Source organism: Bradyrhizobium sp. SBR1B (assembly GCF_014198205.1).
Classification (GTDB): domain Bacteria; phylum Pseudomonadota; class Alphaproteobacteria; order Rhizobiales; family Xanthobacteraceae; genus Bradyrhizobium.
The window spans coordinates 1-16,068 of record NZ_JACIHC010000005.1 but is presented as its reverse complement, the minus strand read 5'-3'; the positions used below and the strand labels follow the sequence as shown (position 1 = coordinate 16,068).

The window sequence follows — 16,068 nt, the reverse complement described above, 5'->3', positions numbered from 1 at the left end:
AACGTGACGGTTACCGGATGCCTGCTAAGAGGGCAGCATGCATCATTCGATTCGAAACAGCCTCTCTCGAAATTGCCTTGCGCTGGTTCCACTCGCACTCGTCCTGCTCGCGCCCGCCGCGCGTGGCGGCGAGATCGACGCGCTGCCGCCTGCCGTCCGCGATGCCAACGCCCAGTTGCTGTCGCAATTCTTCGCGCAAGGCGGCGCGTCCCCGGCGGTGCTCGAATATCGCCGCAAGCTCGCAGAATATCAGGCGGCGCGCGCGGCCTTCGACGCCGAGGCTGGCGCCTATTGGAGCCAAATCTCCGAGAAGCGGAAAGGCCGCAATGCCAAGCGGCGCAGCGGGCAGCAGGTGACGCTCGACGACTACGTGCTGGAGCATCCGCCACTCTATAACGGGCCGAAGAAGCCGGTGAATCCGGAGCCGGAGGAAACGCCGGACCGCCCCCCCAGAAAACCGATTCCCGTGGTTGCCGATTTCCTGCGCGCGGCGCAGGAGCTCTACCAGTTCACACCGCAGCGCCCGGCGAGCGAGATCGAATTCAAGCGCGCCTATGCGCGCTATGCGCTCGCCTCCGGGCTGACGCGCGAGCAGGCCGTGCGGGTCTATTCGTTCGAGACCGGCGGTACCGGCAGCCACGACGTGCAGGCGGGAATCGAGCATGGCGGCAAGCGCGCGATCTCGACCGCGATGGGCTACAACCAGCTCCTGACCACCAACAGCGTCGAGCTGCTGGCCGAGCAGGGCCACGAACTCATTCGCGCGCTCTCCGAGAAGGTGGCGCGCACGTCGGGACCGGCGCGCCAGTCGCTCGAGCACAAGCTCGTCGTGCTGAAGAAAATGGTGGCGCATGCGAAGTCGGTGCCCGATACCTGGTCGGAGCACGAGAAGATCGGCAACACCGCGCAGGGCTGGGCCATGCACGCGATGGTGCTCGACATCGACGTCGGTCCGATGCTGCAGACCCACAAGCTGCTGACCTCGGTGCTGTTCGCCCGCGCCAAGGGCTACACCCGTCCGCTGACGGCGGCCGAGCTCGAGATGATGAACCTCACCGGAGACGGCACCGGGCTCGACATGGTGACGATGCCGCAGGCGATGCGCGAGCAGGTGCCGACCTCGAACTTCTTCCAGCGCGGCGGCTACGAGCGCAACCCGGTCGCGATCCGCCACAACACGGTGGCCAAGCTGCTGGCGGTGACGGACGATCGGATGGATTCGAACAGCAGCAAACCCGGCGCAAGGGAATTGGCGGGGGCGTTTTAGGGAGCTGGCGAGCTGCCGCAGGGTGGGCAAAGCGACCTGTCCGCCATAGCTCGAAGAGCGGCGGCGGAAGCGTTGCCACGCACCTTTTGCGATAGGGAGAGATGGTGGGCACGGCGCTACGCGCCTTTGCCCACCCTACGGCAGCTTCGTTCGTGGCGAGAGCCGCCGCTCCTACTGATCCGGGCCGAACTTGAACTTGCCGTCGCCTTCCAGATAGGGGCCGCTGCGCATGTAGAGCTGGCCGTTGTGGCCGATGAAGAACAGCGTGCCCTTCGGGACTTTCTTGGCGCCCTTCAAGAGCTCGCCGGCGTTGCTGGTGCCCATCTTGTAGGAAAAGGTCTTGCCTTCCCTGTCATAGGCGTAGCCGGTGTCGGGCTTGAGCTCCCACGGCGTCGCCGGGGTTTGTGCGCATGCGGGCGCGGCGAATGCGCCGAGCACCGTTACGAGTGCAGCCGAAACAAGTGCAAATGTCTTGGTTGAAAATGCCATCATCCATCCTCCCCGTCGCTGGGGTACCCGGCTTGAACAAATCACGAACGGCGTATCCGGGTCAATTTGCGAAAGCGCCGCAGCGCATCACGTCTTGCCCAGCAGTTTGTGATTTTCCCTTCGTCCCCTCGCGACTATGTTCCGCTTTCCGTCTAGAACGCAACTCGACAAAATTATTGGTGGGGATGATTCGGATGCGCCATGTGATTAAACTTTGCTGGGCTGCTGTATTGTCGTTGACGGCGTTGGCGCCGGCAGCCCGGGCCGATGATTACCAGCTCAGCCACAACCAGCGCATTTCGTGCAGCCGCGGCCTTGCCCCGGGCAAGCTGAACACGGCGACCTGCAAGTCCTACACCTATCTGTTCAACACCAAGACCTCGGAATATTTCCGCTGCCAGGTCTCGCTGGCGCTGACCCGCGACAACAAGGAGGTCATCAACGTCCAGACCGACGGCGGCTGCATCAAGAAGCCGCGCATCTTCGAGACCGATGGGAAGTATGATTTCGACGCGACCGAGACCGAGCCGCCGAACACCAACTCGTTCTTCGGCCCCGGCGGCTATTCGGTGTGGGCGGCCGATGTCAGCGCGCAGAAGGTGCGCGGCTGCATCATCATCTCCTCCGGCCTCGGTTCCGACATCTCCAAGTGCCTGGACATGACGTTCCAGTGAAACGTCGATGGCGATGGCGCCGCTCCGGACTACGGCTGCGCCACCTCGCCGCACCCACAGGTTCCCAAAAACCCAGCCGGATCGGCCGTTTACCGCAGTCCTGTTTTGTCTTTTGGATGGGTTGACCCGCATCCCTCATCCGGCCAATTTCGCCGCCGGTTTGGGGAGAACAACAACCATGAAACGGACCATTTTCGGCGCGGCCGCGGCTCTTGCTCTGGCGGCGTCGGCACCTTGCGCGCAGGCGCAATCCTTCATCAACGTGCTGACCGGCGGCACCTCCGGCGTCTATTATCCGCTCGGGGTCGCGATCGGGAAGATCTACGGCGACAAGATTCCGAACGTGAAGACGCAGGTGCAGGCCACCAAGGCGTCGGTCGAGAATTTGATCCTGCTGCAGCAGGGCCGCGGCGAGCTGGCGTTCACGCTCGGCGATTCGCTCAAGGCCGCCTGGGACGGCGAGGAAGAGGCGGGCTTCAAGACCAAGCTCGACAAGCTCAGGACCATCGGCGCGATCTATCCGAACTACATCCAGATCGTCGCGACCACCGAGTCCGGCATCAAGACGCTGGCCGACCTCAAGGGCAAGAGCCTCTCTGTCGGTGCGCCTAAGTCGGGCACCGAGCTGAATTCGCGTGCGATCCTGGCCGCCGCCGGCATGAGCTACAAGGATCTCGGCAAGGTCGAATATCTGCCGTTCGCCGAATCCGTCGACCTCATGAAGAACCGCCAGCTCAACGCCACGCTGCAATCGGCCGGCCTCGGCGTCGCCTCGCTGAAGGATCTGTCGACCTCGAGCCCGATCACGGTGGTTTCGGTGCCGAAGGAGACCGTCGACAAGATCGGCCCGCCCTTCGTCTCCGCGATCATTCCGGCCAACACTTATACCGGCCAGGACAAGGACGTGCCGACGGCGGCCGTGATCAACTATCTCGTCACGAGCTCCGCCGTATCGGACGATCTCGCCTATCAGATGACCAAGCTGGTCTTCGAATCGCTGCCGGAACTGCAGAATGCGCACGCGGCCGGCAAGGAGATCAAGCTCGAGACCGCGGCCAGCGGCAGCCCGGTTCCGCTGCACCCCGGCGCGATCCGCTATTACAAGGAAAAAGGGCTGATCAAGTAAGACGCGCTCTATCCGCGAACGTCATGCCCGGGCTTGTCCCGGGCATCCACGTTCTTGGAGACACCGTAAGACGTGGATGGCCGGGACAAGCCCGGCCATGACGGTGTGGTGAGCAATGCCTCGATGTTATAAGCCACAGGGCTGAGGACGAATAAGATGCTGGAAAAGGCAGAGGGCACGGCGCCGGAGCCCGACAAGGTCAAGGTTGAGTTCGACAATTTCGAGCACGGTTTCCCGGAAGGTTTCGGCCCTCGCTGGTGGGGACAACTCGCCTACTGGATCGGCATCGCTTTCGCCACCTTCCAGCTCTATGTCGCCGCCTTCAACTATCTGCCGAGCCAGGTGGTGCGCGGCGTCCATGTCGGCTTCCTCGTCCTGCTCACCTTCGGCCTGATCGCCAATTTCACCGCGAAGAGCAACGCCGGCCGCGCGCTCGGCTGGGTGATCGGCGGCGCCGGCTTCCTGTGCGGGCTCTACCAGTGGATCTTCTACGCCGATTTGATCGCGCGCGACGGCGACCCGACGCGGCTTGATCTCGTGGTCGGCACGGTGCTGGCGGTGCTGATCTTCGAGGGCACGCGGCGCCTGATGGGCGCGGCGCTGCCGTTGATGTGCGGCGCGTGCCTCGTCTACTGGTTCTTCGGCCAGTACCTGCCGTCGCCGCTCAATCATCGCGGCTACGACTTCGACCAGATCATCACGCATCTGTCGTTCGGCACCGAAGGCTTCTACGGCGTGCCGATCTACGTGTCGGCGACCTACATCTTCCTGTTCATATTGTTCGGTTCGTTCCTGGAGCGCGCCGGCATGATCCAGCTGTTCACCGACGTCTCGCTCGGCCTGTTCGGCCGCACCCGCGGGGGACCTGCGAAAGTCGCGGTGTTCGCCTCGGGCATGATGGGTACGATCTCCGGCTCGGGCGTCGCCAATGTCGTGACCGTCGGCCAGTTCACGATTCCCTTGATGATCCGGTTCGGCTATCGCCGCGCCTTCGCCGCCGGCGTCGAGGCCACGGCCTCGATGGGCGGGCAGATCATGCCGCCGGTGATGGGCGCGGTCGCCTTCATCATGGCCGAGACGCTCGGCGTGCAATACTCCGAGATCGTCAAGGCGGCCGCGATTCCCGCGATCCTCTATTTCGCTTCCGCGTTCTGGATGGTGCATCTGGAGGCCGGCAAGCACGGCCTCGTCGGCATGAAGCGCTCGGAGATCCCGAGCGCCTGGAGGGCGCTGGTGACGCGCTGGTACCTCGTGCTGCCGCTCGCCGCGCTCGTCTACATGCTGTTCGAGGGTTTTACGCCGCTCTATGCCGGCAGCATGGGCCTCGCGCTGACGGTGGCGTTGATCCTCGGCACCGCCATCACCACCGGCGCCTCCTCGAATGTGATCCGCACCATCTTCTGGATCGGCCTTGCGCTCGTCGTCGCCGCGCTCTCGCGTGACGGCCTCAAGATCGTGCCGGTCGCCAGCGTCGTGGTCGGATTGATCGTGATCACCGCCTTCGTGCGCGGCGGCTTTGCGGCGTTGCGCGCCTGCCGCGATGCGCTGGCCGAGAGCGCCAAATCCGCGATCACCGTCGGCATGGCCTGCGCCATCGTCGGCGTCATCATCGGCATGATGTCGCAGACCGGCGTCGGCACCATCTTCGGCGGCTGGGTGATCGGTCTCGGCGAGAAGAGCCTGTTCCTGGCGCTGATCATGACCATGCTGCTGTCGATCCTGCTCGGCACCGGCATCCCGACCATCCCGACCTACATCATCACCGCCGCGCTCGCCGCGCCGGCGCTGGCCAAGCTGGGGGTGCCCTTGATCGCGAGCCACATGTTCGCGTTCTATTACGGCATCATGGCCGACCTCTCGCCGCCGGTGGCGCTCGCCGCGCTCGCGGCGGCGCCGATCGCCAAGGAGAACCCGGACAAGATCGGCTGGGAGGCGATGCGCATCGCGCTCGCCGGCTATGTCATTCCGTTCATCTTCGTCTACTCGCCAGCCCTGATGCTCCAGGCCGGCGACCCCATGGCGGCGAAGCTCGGCTTCTACGGCGCGGTGGCGCTAGCGAGCCTGAAGGCATTGGTGGCGATCGGCCTGTTCGGCATGGTGGCGATCGGCTTCCTGTTCACGCGGCTGACGTTGATCGAGCGCCTGGTCGCACTCGGCGCTGCATTCTGCCTGCTCGGCGAATTCGCGTTCAGCGACACCGCCGGCTTCGTGCTCGCCGCGGGGGTCGTGCTGTGGCAATGGCGGCAGCGCCCGCCTGTGACGGTCGAGGCGGCGTGAGCCTCTGCTTCGCAACGGCTTTCGGCGTGAAGGCGCTGGCGCTGTCCGCCTTCACGCTTGCATGGACGCATTCGATCGCGAAAGTCGACTGGCAGGAGGATTGGCGCGTCACCCCCGCCGGTCTCGAACTGGTGCAGGCCCGCGTCAAGGGCACCGGCCCCGGCATGGAGCCACCGCCCGAGGCGCGGCTGGTCGACGGCTGGTTTCAGTGGCAGCCCGCGCAGGCACCGATGCAGGAAGTCGTGCTCGGCAATTCGGGCGCGGCCGGCGAATGGCGGCTGTGCCATGATGGGCAATGCCAGACGCTGTCGGAGATTGTCGGGCATCCCATTGGTGCTAACGTCACCACGATGAAGATTTGCAACGATCCGTAGCCCGGATGGAGCGCAGCGCAATCCGGGACAGTGGCCCCGGATTTCGCTTACGCTCCATCCGGGCTACAACAAGAACAACAAGGAGACACACGATGGATCGGCTCAAGGGCAAGGTTGCGATGGTGGTGGGCGCCGGCTCGATCGGACCCGGCTGGGGCAACGGCAAGGCGACCGCCGTGACCTTTGCGCGCGAGGGCGCGCAGGTGTTCTGCGTCGACCGCAACGGTGCTGCCGCGGAGGAGACCGCGAAGATCATCACCGGCGAAGGCGGCAAGGCGACGGCGTTCACGGCCGACGTGTCCCGGTCTGCCGAGATCGAGGCGATGGTGGCGGCGTGCCTGAAGGCCTATAGCCGCATCGACGTGCTCGACAACAATGTCGGCATCGCCGAGATGGGCAGCGTGGTCGAGGTGACCGAGGAGAGCTGGGACCGCGTCTTCAGCGTCAACCTCAAGAGCGCCTATTTCGCCATGAAGCATGTCATCCCTGTCATGGTGAAGCAGGGCGGCGGCTCCATCATCAACATCTCCTCGATCGCCTCGATCCGCCACATGGGCATCTCCTACGTCACCTACGGCACCTCGAAGGCGGCGATGAACCAGATGACGCGCACCACCGCGATCGAGTTCGCGCGCCAGCATGTCCGCGTCAACGCGATCCTGCCCGGCCTGATGAAGACGCCGATGGTCGAACACTCTGCCGGCCTTGCCGCCAGCTACGCCAAGGGCGATGTCGAGGCGATGTGGCGCGCGCGCGATGCGCAGGTGCCGATGGGTCACATGGGCGATGCCTTCGACGTCGCCAACGCCGCGCTGTTCCTGGCGTCCGACGAGTCGAAATATGTGACGGGGATCGAGCTCGTGGTCGATGGCGGGATCACGTGCAAGGCGGGGGCGTGATTTTATTCCGGCTAGCCCCGTCATCCTGAGGTGCGAGTGGCGCGATGCAAAAGCATCGCGCCGGGAGCCTCGAAGGATGAGCGGCCCCGCTGCAGCCGGGCCGTCGCCCTTCGAGGGCCGCTGAAGAAGCGGCCACCTCAGGGTGACGGGGTTACATGGATGTTGCGGCTAAAGCGCCTACTGCGCCAGTGCCAGAATTCCGCCGGCGAACGAATGCCACGCGGCGCTCTCGCTGATCGGCCAGTTCAGGACCTTCACCGCCAGCAGGGCCAGTGTGCCGTAGATGTAGACCGGATGCACGCGGCCTTCGCTGCGCCAGTCGCGCACCATGGCGACGACGAGCAGAAGCGATGCGACGACGGCCGGCGCGATCGTCACCGGCACCGGCGGCGGGCCGGGCGGTCCCGGAGGCGCCAGGAACGTCAGGAACCAGCGCGCGATCGCGGCATCGAGGATCGAGACCGCGGCGAGCAGCATCAGGCGCTTGTGAATCTCGGGCCTGCGCGTGTTCACGATCCCCAGCACGAACACGATGGCGAAGAACGCAATCCCGCTCATCGGCACGATCGAGAAGCCGATGCCGGCCTCTTTCTGCCCGAGCGCGGCGGAGTGCTGCATCACGTGCACGGAGGCGAGGAAGCCGAAGATCGTCATCGCGGTGGCGAGCGACACGCCGGCGATGCCGAGTGAACGGTGATTGACCACGCGCCCCGAGGCCGCGAGCCAGGTCTGAAGCACGAAATAGACAGACCAGGTGAAGAACAACAGTCCGTGAAAGTGAATGACGGGGCTTGCGGACAGCGTCCGGTTGGCGAGCGGAACCCAATAGGTCGGTGCGAAGCCGAGAAATGCGGTGGCCGCGCAGGCCAGGGCCATATGCAGATAAAAATATCGCGCAGGCGACGCATCTCGCGCGCGTACACGACGGTCGTCGGTCAGAGTCGTCATCAGGAATGAGTCTGGGAAGGTGGGGTTTGGTTCAAACCCCGCTGTCGTCCCGGGGCGCGAGCCCGGGACGACAGCCGAGAGAATCATCCCCCCGCGCTCAATTCTGCGCGATCGAGCTCCTCTTCGAGCCGGTGGAAGGCATCGTCGCCGATCACTTCGGTGGCGCGGAGGTCGAAGATCGATTTGCGCGCGGCCGCGATGGCGCGGCGGCGCAGGGGATCGGCGGGCAGCTCGCCATTGGCGATGCCGCCGTTGGGATCGCTCCCGGCCTGCATCAGGATGGCGCGATATTCGAGCCGCAGGATCTCCGCCTCCTCCGAGGGATCGCTCTCGATCGCATCGAGCGCGGCGCGATAGGCGACGGCGCGAGCGCGCGCGACCTCGGTGCCGACGGGATCGTCGTCCCTGAGGCCGAACGCCAGGATCAGCGGCCGCAGCGTCAGGCCCTGGATCACCAGCGATCCCAGCACCACCGCAAAGGCGATGAAGACGATGAAGTCGCGATACGGGAAGTTCTCCGGCAAGGCGAAAGCTGTGGCAAGCGTGACGAGGCCGCGCATGCCGCACCAGGAGATGATGAGGCCGCCTTTGGGCGAGGCGACGGCCCTGGGGTCGTTCGGATGATAGATCCCCTGCGCGACCAGCACACGCAAGGTCGTGCGATAGAACGTCACCCAGGCGAGGCGCACCAGGATCACCGTCAGCAGGATCCAGGCCGCGGCCACGCAATATTCCCAGCGCACGTCCGCATCGAGCCGCGTCCAGATCGGCCGCATCTGCATGCCGATCAGCATGAAGGCGAGCACGTTGAGCACGAACACCATGGTTTCCCACACCGCATAAGACGGCACCCGCAAACGTGCCGGCATGCGCGCCCCCGCCGTACGCGCCATGGTGATGGCGTAGACGACGATGGTGAGAATGCCGGACAGGCCGAGATGCTCCGCGGCGATCCAGACCATGAAGGTTGTGGCGAACTGCACGATGATCGCGCTCGGTGCTTCCTTGACCCGCTCCAGGAGCAGCGGGATGATGTAGCCCGCGAGCAGGCCGGCGACGACGCTGCCGACCAGTGCCAGCGCCATCGTCGGCGCGACCTGGCTCCATGTCAGATGCTCGGTGGCGATGGCACCGACCGCGATGCGGTAGATCAGAAGCGCACTCGCGTCGTTGAGCAGGCTTTCGCCCTCCAGGACTTTCACCATGCGGTGGGGCAGCTTGACCTGGCTCAGGATCGCGACCGCAGCGGCCGCATCGGGCGGTGCCACGATGGCGCCGAGCGCGACCGCGGCGGCCCACGGCATATCGGGCATCAGCCGGTGCGCGACGAAGGCGACGCCGGCCGTGGTCAGGCCGACCGCGGCGACGACCAGGGTCGAGACCGGAACCCAATTGTTGCGCAGATCGCGCAGCGAGGTGTCGAAGGCGGCATCGAGCAGCACCGGTGCGACAAAAAGCGCCAAGGCCAGGTCCGGCTCCAGTGTCCAGGACGGGCTGGACGGCACGAAGGCGATCAGCGCGCCGCCGATGGCGAGAAAGGTCGGGTAGGGGACCTTGATCCGCCGTGCCAGCGCCGATAAGGCAACGGCGCCGAGCAGAAGCGCGATGATCCATTCGAATGTCGACACGATGATCCCCGAAGCCGGTTTGAGCGGCGCCACAAGCTAGCACCAATCCGGCCGTATGACGGATAGTACGGCCGCGAGGCAAGACTTAAGGCAAGACTTAAGGCAAGGCTCAAGGCAAGACCGAAAGCAGACGTCCGACAGCAACGAGCATGCGTTTTCGAAAACTCATTCAATCGTCAGGTGCCGTATTGTTTTGCGCGCTGTCGCTCCATGCCGCCCGGGCTGCGACCGGCGGTGAGCCGGCTGCGGTGATACAGGTCGATGTCGCCTCATGCCTCGCGGCGACCGCGGCGGACGACATGGACAAGGCCGTCACGGCCTGTGCCGCCGTGATCGACAATGAGAAGACGGCGAAGGGCGATCTGATCAAGGCACTGATCGCGCGCGCGGCGCTCTATGCGCGGCACGATCAGGTCGACCGCGCCATCGCCGACGACAGCCGCGCCCTTTTGCTCGACCCCGGGCTCGCGGACATCTGGAATGCGCGCGGCGAGCTCTGGCTGAAGAGGGGCGACAAGCCCAAGGCGGTGCAGGATTTCGGCGCGGCGCTGAAGCTCGACCCGAACCACGAGAAGGCCAAGGCCAATCACAAGGCGATGGCGCGCGAGCTGGAGCGGATCGGCGCGCAGATGGCGGTCGCCGGCAAGCCCAGCTTCAATTGCAGGCGTGCGGCCCGTGCCGTGGAGAAGGCGATCTGCGGCAACCGCGAGCTCGCCGATCTCGACCGCGAGATCTTTGCCTCCAATGCCCGGGTGATCCGGGAGGCGCGCAATCCGGCGGAAGCAAAGAACCTCCAGCGCGAGCAGGACGAGTTTATCGCCCGCCGCAATGCAGGGTACGGCCGGCCAGGATACGATCTGAAGAAGGCGATGCAGGAGCGACTGCAGCGACTGAATGGCGTGGACGGGCATTGACGATTCTTCGCCTCTCCCCGCGTGCGGGGAGAGGCCGGAATTTGCGTCACCCTCACCCCGCCCTCTCCCGTAAGAACGGGGCGAGGGAGTACACGGGCCCGTGCGTCCCTGACAGGCCCGATTTGAACCCACCCTCTTTCTGCCGCGACAACGGTGAGAACCCGACGCCACGGAGCCCTATGCCATGTGCGGCACGCATTCTTCCGCGCAAGCGCCTTCGCTTGCCAAAACCTCGCTTCGCGCCCTTCTTCTCGGGGCGGCGATGAGCCTCGTCCTTGCAGCCCCTGCCTCGGCGGGCACCGATTGCGTGATGGGCAGCAAGGCTGCTCCCGCGGAGCTGATCCCGGCCTGCACCGTCATCATCGACCAGAGCGCAAGCCCCGCGTCCGACCGCGCCGCGGCGCTGCTGGTTCGTGCCGACGCCAATGCGCGGACTTCGGGCGGCCTCACCCAAGCCCTGCGGGACATCGACCGCGCCATCGCAATCGACGGCAAGAATGCAAGGGCCTGGCGCCTGCGCGGCGACCTCTTGCGCGAGGCCGGCGGCGATCTCAACCGCGCGGCGGCGGATCTGAGCAAGGCGATCGAGCTCGATCCGCAGGATGCGGAGGCTTACGAGCTGCGCGGTGTCGTATACACCACCCAGCGCAGGCTTGACCGTGCGCTCGCCGATTACGACCAGGCGATCAAGCTGAAGCCGGATGATGCACAGGCATGGTCCGACCGCGGCGTGAACTACTATCTCGGCGGCGACAACGAGAAGGCGATCAAGGATCTCAGCGAGGCGCTGCGGCTCGATCTCAACCGTCCGCGCACCTACACCAACCGCGGCGCGGCATACAAGAAGTTCGGCCAGCTCGACAAGGCAGTGGCCGACGACGGCGAGGCGATCAGGCTCGATCCGAAGGTGCCCGAATATTTTGACAATCGCGGGCTCACCTATGCCGCCATGAAAGAGTACGACAAGGCGATCGCCGATTACGACCAGGCGCTGCGCCTGGCGCCCCGGCCGAACTTCTTCACCAACCGTGGCGATTCCTATCAGTTCAAGGGTGAGTTGGGAGCGGCGCTCAGCGACTACGACGCTGCGCTGAAGCTCGATCCGAATTTCGCGCAGACCTACAACAACCGCGCCGTGCTCTACAAGAAGATGGGCGAGCGCACGAAGGCGCTGGCCGATTACGAGACGGCGCTCAAGCTCGATCCCGGTAACGAGAATGCTGCCAACGGCCGCCGCAGCATGATCGCGGAGATCGCGAAATTCGGCGGTGAGCCGCCGCGGGCGCTGAATGCGGCGTCCGGCAATGGTCCGTCCTTCGCATGCGCGACGGCCAGGCGCGAGGTCGAGAAGGTGATCTGCGCCGATCCGCAGCTGGGCGTGCTCGACCGCCAGATCGCCGAGACCTACGAGCGCGTGCTGAAATCGGCGGGCAAGCGCTCGGCCGGCGAGCTGCGCAAGACCCAGCGCGATTTCCTTAGCCTCCGTAACGCCAGCTTCGGCCGGCCGGGCTATGATCTGAGGAAGGTCATGCAGGAGCGGTTGCAGAAGCTGAACGCGATGGAGAGCTGAGGAGCGTTGAAGAAGCCGAAGTCGCGCGGCTGGCTCGCTCACCTCTCCCGCTTGCGGGAGAGGTCGCCGCGATCGAAGAGCGCGGCGGGTGAGGGCTTTCTCCTCTTGGAGACTTCCTGCTAAAGCCTCGGGCAATCCCGACGCGGGGGCACCCCCACCCCAGCCCTCCCCCGCAAGCGGGAGAGGGAGCGCAGCGCCGATGCGGCAGCAATTGCGTCTCCACCAAAAGGCCCATCCTTTTCAGCTTGAACCGCGGCCCGTTCCCGGGAAAATACCTCTCAAACAAGGCCGGCACTTGATCCGGGTCATGGCGGGGCGACCGTCCGGCCGCAAGGTTCAAGGTCAGGCTGATAAAGGTAACGGGAGCGCGGGAATGAACATCCAGGGCAAGAGCAATTACCACGAGGTCCATGCCCGCTCGCTGGCAGACCCCGAAGGCTTCTGGGCCGAGGCGGCGAAGGAGATCGACTGGATCGAGCCGCCCAAATCGATCTTCGACCCCTCGCAGGGAACCTATGGCCGCTGGTTCACGGGGGGCGTCGTCAATACCTGCTACAACGCGCTCGACCGCCATGTCGAAGGCGGCCGCGCCGACCAGGTCGCGCTGATCCACGATTCCCCGCTGGCGGGCAGCGTCACCAAATTCACCTATGCCGAACTGCTGAACGAGGTGCAGGCGCTCGCCGCCATCATGCAGGATTTCGGCGTCGCCAAGGGCGATCGCGTCATCCTTTATATGCCGATGGTGCCGGAGGCCGTGGTCGCGATGCTCGCCTGCGCGCGGATCGGTGCGGTGCACTCGGTGGTGTTCGGCGGCTTTGCCGCGAAGGAGCTTGCGACCCGCATCGACGACGCGCAGCCGAAACTCATCCTCTCCGCAAGCTGCGGCATCGAGCCCGGCCGCATCGTGCAGTACAAGCCGCTGCTTGACGAGGCGATCAGGCTTGCCGGCAGCAAGCCGAAGGCCTGCATCGTGCTGCAACGTCCGCAGCTCACTTGCGACCTGACCCCGGGGCGGGACTACGATTGGGCGAGCCTGCGCCGCAAGGCGATGAACGACGGCAAGAAGGCCGCATGCGCGGCTGTTGCCGCGACCGATCCGCTCTACATCCTCTACACCTCGGGAACGACTGGCATCCCGAAGGGCGTCGTGCGCGACAATGGCGGCCATCTCGTCGCGGTGAAATGGTCGATGTTCAACCTCTATGGCGTCAAGCCGGGCGAGGTGTGGTGGTGCGGCTCCGACATCGGCTGGGTGGTCGGCCACAGCTACATCGTCTACGGCCCGCTGCTGCACGGCGCGACGACCATCATGTATGAGGGCAAGCCGGTCGGCACGCCCGACGCCGGCGCGTTCTGGCGCGTGATCTCGGAGCACAAGGCGGTCGCGTTCTTCACCGCGCCGACCGCGTTCCGCGCGATCCGGAAAGATGATCCGGAAGGAAAGTTCATCCGGCAATACGACCTGTCGAAATTCCGCACCCTGTTCCTCGCCGGCGAGCGTGCCGATCCGCCGACGGTCGAATGGGCGGAGCAGCAGCTGAAGGTGCCGGTGATCGACCATTGGTGGCAGACCGAGACCGGCTGGTGCATCGCCGGCAATCCGGTCGGGCTCGGCATGCTGCCGGTGAAGCACGGCTCACCGACGGTGCCGATGCCGGGCTACCAGGTCGACGTGGTCGACGAGGCGGCAAAGCCGGTCGGGCCCAACATCATGGGCTCGATCGTCATCAAGCTGCCGATGCCGCCGGGCTGCCTGCCGACCCTGTGGAATCAGGATGCGCGCTTCAGGGAGGCTTATCTCAGCGAATTCCCCGGCTATTACAAAACTTCCGACGCCGGCTACAAGGACGAGGACGGCTATGTCTTCGTCATGGGCCGCACCGACGACATCATCAACGTCGCCGGCCATCGGCTCTCCACCGGCGGTATGGAGGAGATCCTGGCCTCGCATCCCGATGTTGCCGAATGTGCCGTGCTCGGCGTCAAGGACGCGATCAAGGGCGAGGTGCCGTGTGGCTTCCTGGTGCTCAAGGCCGGCGTGAAGCGTGCGCCCGCCGAGATCGAGAAGGAGATCGTCGCGCTGGTGCGCGACAAGCTCGGACCGGTCGCCGCCTTCAAGCTCGCCATCACCGTCGGCCGCCTGCCCAAGACGCGCTCCGGCAAGATTCTGCGCGGCACCATCAAGAAGATCGCCGACGGCGAGTCCTGGACCATGCCGGCGACGATCGAGGATCCCAAGACGCTCGACGAGATCGGGGAGGCGCTGAAGGGGCGGGTGTGACGCGAAGCGTCATCCCGGGGCGGTCCGCAGGACCGAACCCGGGATCTCGAGATTCCGGTCCTGCGGACCGCCCCGGAATGACGGTGTTGCCGACTTACAATCTCCTCATTCCGCGCTAAACAGGGCCGGCCAACAGGGGACCTCGTATGCCACTCGCCGCCGCGCCGCGCCTGCTTGCAGCCTTAGCTCTCGCCATCGCTCTCTCCGCCTGCTCCGCGCGCTACCAGACGCCGGTGGCGGTGGGCGGCGACGATGACGATGCGGTCTGCCTGAGCCGGGGCAATGCGCAGGGCTCGCCGGAATACGTGGCCTGCCGCAAGGATCGCGACGTGCAGCGCAACGCCGCCACCGCCCGTGCCGATCGCCGCCAGCGCGACCTCGGCGAATACATGTTGAACCATCCCGAGCGGCCCTGAGGGGGCGGCATTATCCTGCCGCGCCGCGCACCCCGCATTCGTGACTTCCGTGACAGATCTGCAACGCCGCGGCCAAATCGGGGCGGCCTCTGGCTGAATTGATCGAAGTCAAATCCTTCAGCGCCCCCTTTCTGTTCTGACGCTCATGTCGCGCAACGACGCGCGAGTGAAGGCTGAAGGGGATTGCAATGCAGAGAACGACAAGAAACCTGGCGCGGCTTGCGACGGTTGGCGCGATGCTCGCGGGCACGTTTGCATCGGTGCAGGCTGCCGATCTGCCGGTCTACAAGAAGGCGCCGCCGCCGGTGGAGGCGTTCAATCCGTGGATGGTGCGTCTGCGCGTGCTCGGCGTGTTGCCGGATGCCGGCGGCTCGACCGTCAACGTGGTGGGTGTGCCCTCGCTGTCCTCGCCGAATTCCGGCCTTTCGATCAGCGACCAGGTCGTCCCTGAGCTCGACATCAGCTACTTCTTCACCAGGAACATTGCGGCCGAACTGATCCTCGGCGTGACCCGGCACTCGATCAGCGGCACCGGCTCGCTCGCCAACCTGCCGATCGGCAAGACCACGCTGCTGCCGCCGACGCTGACGCTGCAATATCACTTCGACCAGTTCGGCGCGTTCAAGCCGTATGTCGGCGCCGGCGTGAACTACACCGTGTTCTTCAACAATTCCGCGGCCAACACGCCTGCCGCAATCGCCGGTCCGCCCGCGATCGTCGCCACCACCACCAATTTGCACGTCAGCAACGCCTTCGGCGGCGCCGTGCAGTTCGGCTTCGACTACATGATCGACCGGCACTGGGGTCTCAACGTCGACGTCAAGAAGCTCTGGCTGCGTCCGGATTACAGCGCCACCGTCTCCGGCCTGCCGGTCACCGGCACCGCGCATATCGATCCGTGGCTGGTCGGCGCGGGCGTGACGTACAAGTTCTGAGGGGCGTTGCTTGGAGACAAGCTGTGGCCGCAGCCGACCCTGCACTCCCTCCCCCCTTGTGGGGGAGGGCGGGGGAGAGGGGTGGTCCAGGAAAAGGTGCGAGAGACTTGCGCGCGATGCTCTTGAGCTGATCGAGGGTGTCCCCGTGGGATACCCCTCTCCCTAACCCTCCCCCACAAGGGGCCTGTTGCGTAATCCGCCAGTTGTGATTCCCTAGGGCAAAGCCTTGGGGGAATGACGATGGCGGTGAAGCGGACAGGACAGCCG

Annotated in this window: 14 protein-coding genes; 11 read left to right on the top strand and 3 right to left on the bottom strand. The window is 65.3% G+C overall.

What is annotated here, in order from left to right; translation table 11 throughout:
- Positions 1-37: 37 nt before the first annotated feature.
- Positions 38-1,267 (top strand): hypothetical protein, encoded by a 1,230-nt coding sequence (locus GGD61_RS14760; RefSeq protein ID WP_018321297.1) that lies wholly within the window; start codon positions 38-40, stop codon positions 1,265-1,267.
- A gap of 171 nt (positions 1,268-1,438) precedes the next feature.
- Here GGD61_RS14760 and GGD61_RS14755 read toward each other — a convergent pair whose 3' ends face one another.
- Positions 1,439-1,756: a hypothetical protein gene (locus GGD61_RS14755; protein ID WP_026202526.1), complete on the bottom strand. Its 318-nt coding sequence runs from the start codon at positions 1,754-1,756 to the stop codon at positions 1,439-1,441.
- A 194-nt stretch (positions 1,757-1,950) separates the two neighbouring features.
- On the opposite strand from GGD61_RS14755, the gene GGD61_RS14750 reads away from it, so the two are divergent.
- The 5 genes from GGD61_RS14750 (at position 1,951) to GGD61_RS14730 (ending at position 7,106) form a co-directional block, all read left to right on the top strand.
- Positions 1,951-2,430: a hypothetical protein gene (locus GGD61_RS14750; protein ID WP_177237020.1), complete on the top strand. Its 480-nt coding sequence runs from the start codon at positions 1,951-1,953 to the stop codon at positions 2,428-2,430.
- Positions 2,431-2,608: 178 nt separating this feature from the next.
- Positions 2,609-3,556, top strand: coding sequence for a TAXI family TRAP transporter solute-binding subunit (locus GGD61_RS14745; RefSeq protein WP_018321299.1), 948 nt, complete (start codon positions 2,609-2,611; stop codon positions 3,554-3,556).
- A 156-nt stretch (positions 3,557-3,712) separates the two neighbouring features.
- Complete coding sequence (locus GGD61_RS14740) at positions 3,713-5,833, top strand: TRAP transporter permease (protein ID WP_092254123.1); 2,121 nt, start codon at positions 3,713-3,715, stop codon at positions 5,831-5,833.
- The gene (locus GGD61_RS14735) at positions 5,794-6,207 is read left to right on the top strand and encodes a DUF1850 domain-containing protein (RefSeq protein ID WP_092254126.1); all 414 of its coding nucleotides are present in this window, start codon (positions 5,794-5,796) and stop codon (positions 6,205-6,207) included. The genes GGD61_RS14740 and GGD61_RS14735 overlap by 40 nt, the downstream gene beginning before the upstream one ends.
- Before the next feature lie 92 nt (positions 6,208-6,299).
- A complete protein-coding gene (locus GGD61_RS14730) occupies positions 6,300-7,106 on the top strand; it encodes an SDR family NAD(P)-dependent oxidoreductase (protein ID WP_092254128.1) in 807 nt (268 codons plus the stop codon).
- Between the two features lie 177 nt (positions 7,107-7,283).
- Here GGD61_RS14730 and GGD61_RS14725 read toward each other — a convergent pair whose 3' ends face one another.
- A complete protein-coding gene (locus tag GGD61_RS14725; RefSeq protein ID WP_092254130.1) occupies positions 7,284-8,054 on the bottom strand; it encodes a hypothetical protein in 771 nt (256 codons plus the stop codon).
- 83 nt (positions 8,055-8,137) lie between these two features.
- Entirely contained in the window at positions 8,138-9,715 is a 1,578-nt protein-coding gene (locus tag GGD61_RS14720) for a sodium:proton antiporter (protein WP_092254132.1), read from the bottom strand.
- 116 nt (positions 9,716-9,831) lie between these two features.
- On the opposite strand from GGD61_RS14720, the gene GGD61_RS14715 reads away from it, so the two are divergent.
- The 5 genes from GGD61_RS14715 to GGD61_RS14695 all read left to right on the top strand — a co-directional run bounded on the left by GGD61_RS14715 (position 9,832) and on the right by GGD61_RS14695 (position 15,801).
- Positions 9,832-10,596: a tetratricopeptide repeat protein gene (locus tag GGD61_RS14715; protein ID WP_183230852.1), complete on the top strand. Its 765-nt coding sequence runs from the start codon at positions 9,832-9,834 to the stop codon at positions 10,594-10,596.
- 184 nt (positions 10,597-10,780) lie between these two features.
- A complete protein-coding gene (locus tag GGD61_RS14710; RefSeq protein ID WP_183230851.1) occupies positions 10,781-12,166 on the top strand; it encodes a tetratricopeptide repeat protein in 1,386 nt (461 codons plus the stop codon).
- Positions 12,167-12,539: 373 nt separating this feature from the next.
- The gene (locus GGD61_RS14705; RefSeq protein WP_092254139.1) at positions 12,540-14,450 is read left to right on the top strand and encodes a propionyl-CoA synthetase; all 1,911 of its coding nucleotides are present in this window, start codon (positions 12,540-12,542) and stop codon (positions 14,448-14,450) included.
- A 146-nt stretch (positions 14,451-14,596) separates the two neighbouring features.
- The gene (locus GGD61_RS14700; protein WP_092254141.1) at positions 14,597-14,866 is read left to right on the top strand and encodes a hypothetical protein; all 270 of its coding nucleotides are present in this window, start codon (positions 14,597-14,599) and stop codon (positions 14,864-14,866) included.
- 188 nt (positions 14,867-15,054) lie between these two features.
- The gene (locus tag GGD61_RS14695) at positions 15,055-15,801 is read left to right on the top strand and encodes an OmpW family protein (RefSeq protein ID WP_092254143.1); all 747 of its coding nucleotides are present in this window, start codon (positions 15,055-15,057) and stop codon (positions 15,799-15,801) included.
- Positions 15,802-16,068 lie beyond the last annotated feature (267 nt).

Coding starts and splice junctions, on each gene's coding strand:
- GGD61_RS14760 (WP_018321297.1), top strand. CDS start 38: ATGCATCATTCGATTCGAAACAGCCTCTCTCGAAATTGCCTTGCGCTG.
- GGD61_RS14705 (WP_092254139.1), top strand. CDS start 12,540: ATGAACATCCAGGGCAAGAGCAATTACCACGAGGTCCATGCCCGCTCG.
- GGD61_RS14740 (WP_092254123.1), top strand. CDS start 3,713: ATGCTGGAAAAGGCAGAGGGCACGGCGCCGGAGCCCGACAAGGTCAAG.
- GGD61_RS14750 (WP_177237020.1), top strand. CDS start 1,951: ATGCGCCATGTGATTAAACTTTGCTGGGCTGCTGTATTGTCGTTGACG.
- GGD61_RS14715 (WP_183230852.1), top strand. CDS start 9,832: ATGCGTTTTCGAAAACTCATTCAATCGTCAGGTGCCGTATTGTTTTGC.
- GGD61_RS14710 (WP_183230851.1), top strand. CDS start 10,781: ATGTGCGGCACGCATTCTTCCGCGCAAGCGCCTTCGCTTGCCAAAACC.
- GGD61_RS14735 (WP_092254126.1), top strand. CDS start 5,794: ATGGCGGCAGCGCCCGCCTGTGACGGTCGAGGCGGCGTGAGCCTCTGC.
- GGD61_RS14695 (WP_092254143.1), top strand. CDS start 15,055: ATGCAGAGAACGACAAGAAACCTGGCGCGGCTTGCGACGGTTGGCGCG.
- GGD61_RS14745 (WP_018321299.1), top strand. CDS start 2,609: ATGAAACGGACCATTTTCGGCGCGGCCGCGGCTCTTGCTCTGGCGGCG.
- GGD61_RS14700 (WP_092254141.1), top strand. CDS start 14,597: ATGCCACTCGCCGCCGCGCCGCGCCTGCTTGCAGCCTTAGCTCTCGCC.
- GGD61_RS14725 (WP_092254130.1), bottom strand. CDS start 8,054: ATGACGACTCTGACCGACGACCGTCGTGTACGCGCGCGAGATGCGTCG.
- GGD61_RS14755 (WP_026202526.1), bottom strand. CDS start 1,756: ATGGCATTTTCAACCAAGACATTTGCACTTGTTTCGGCTGCACTCGTA.
- GGD61_RS14730 (WP_092254128.1), top strand. CDS start 6,300: ATGGATCGGCTCAAGGGCAAGGTTGCGATGGTGGTGGGCGCCGGCTCG.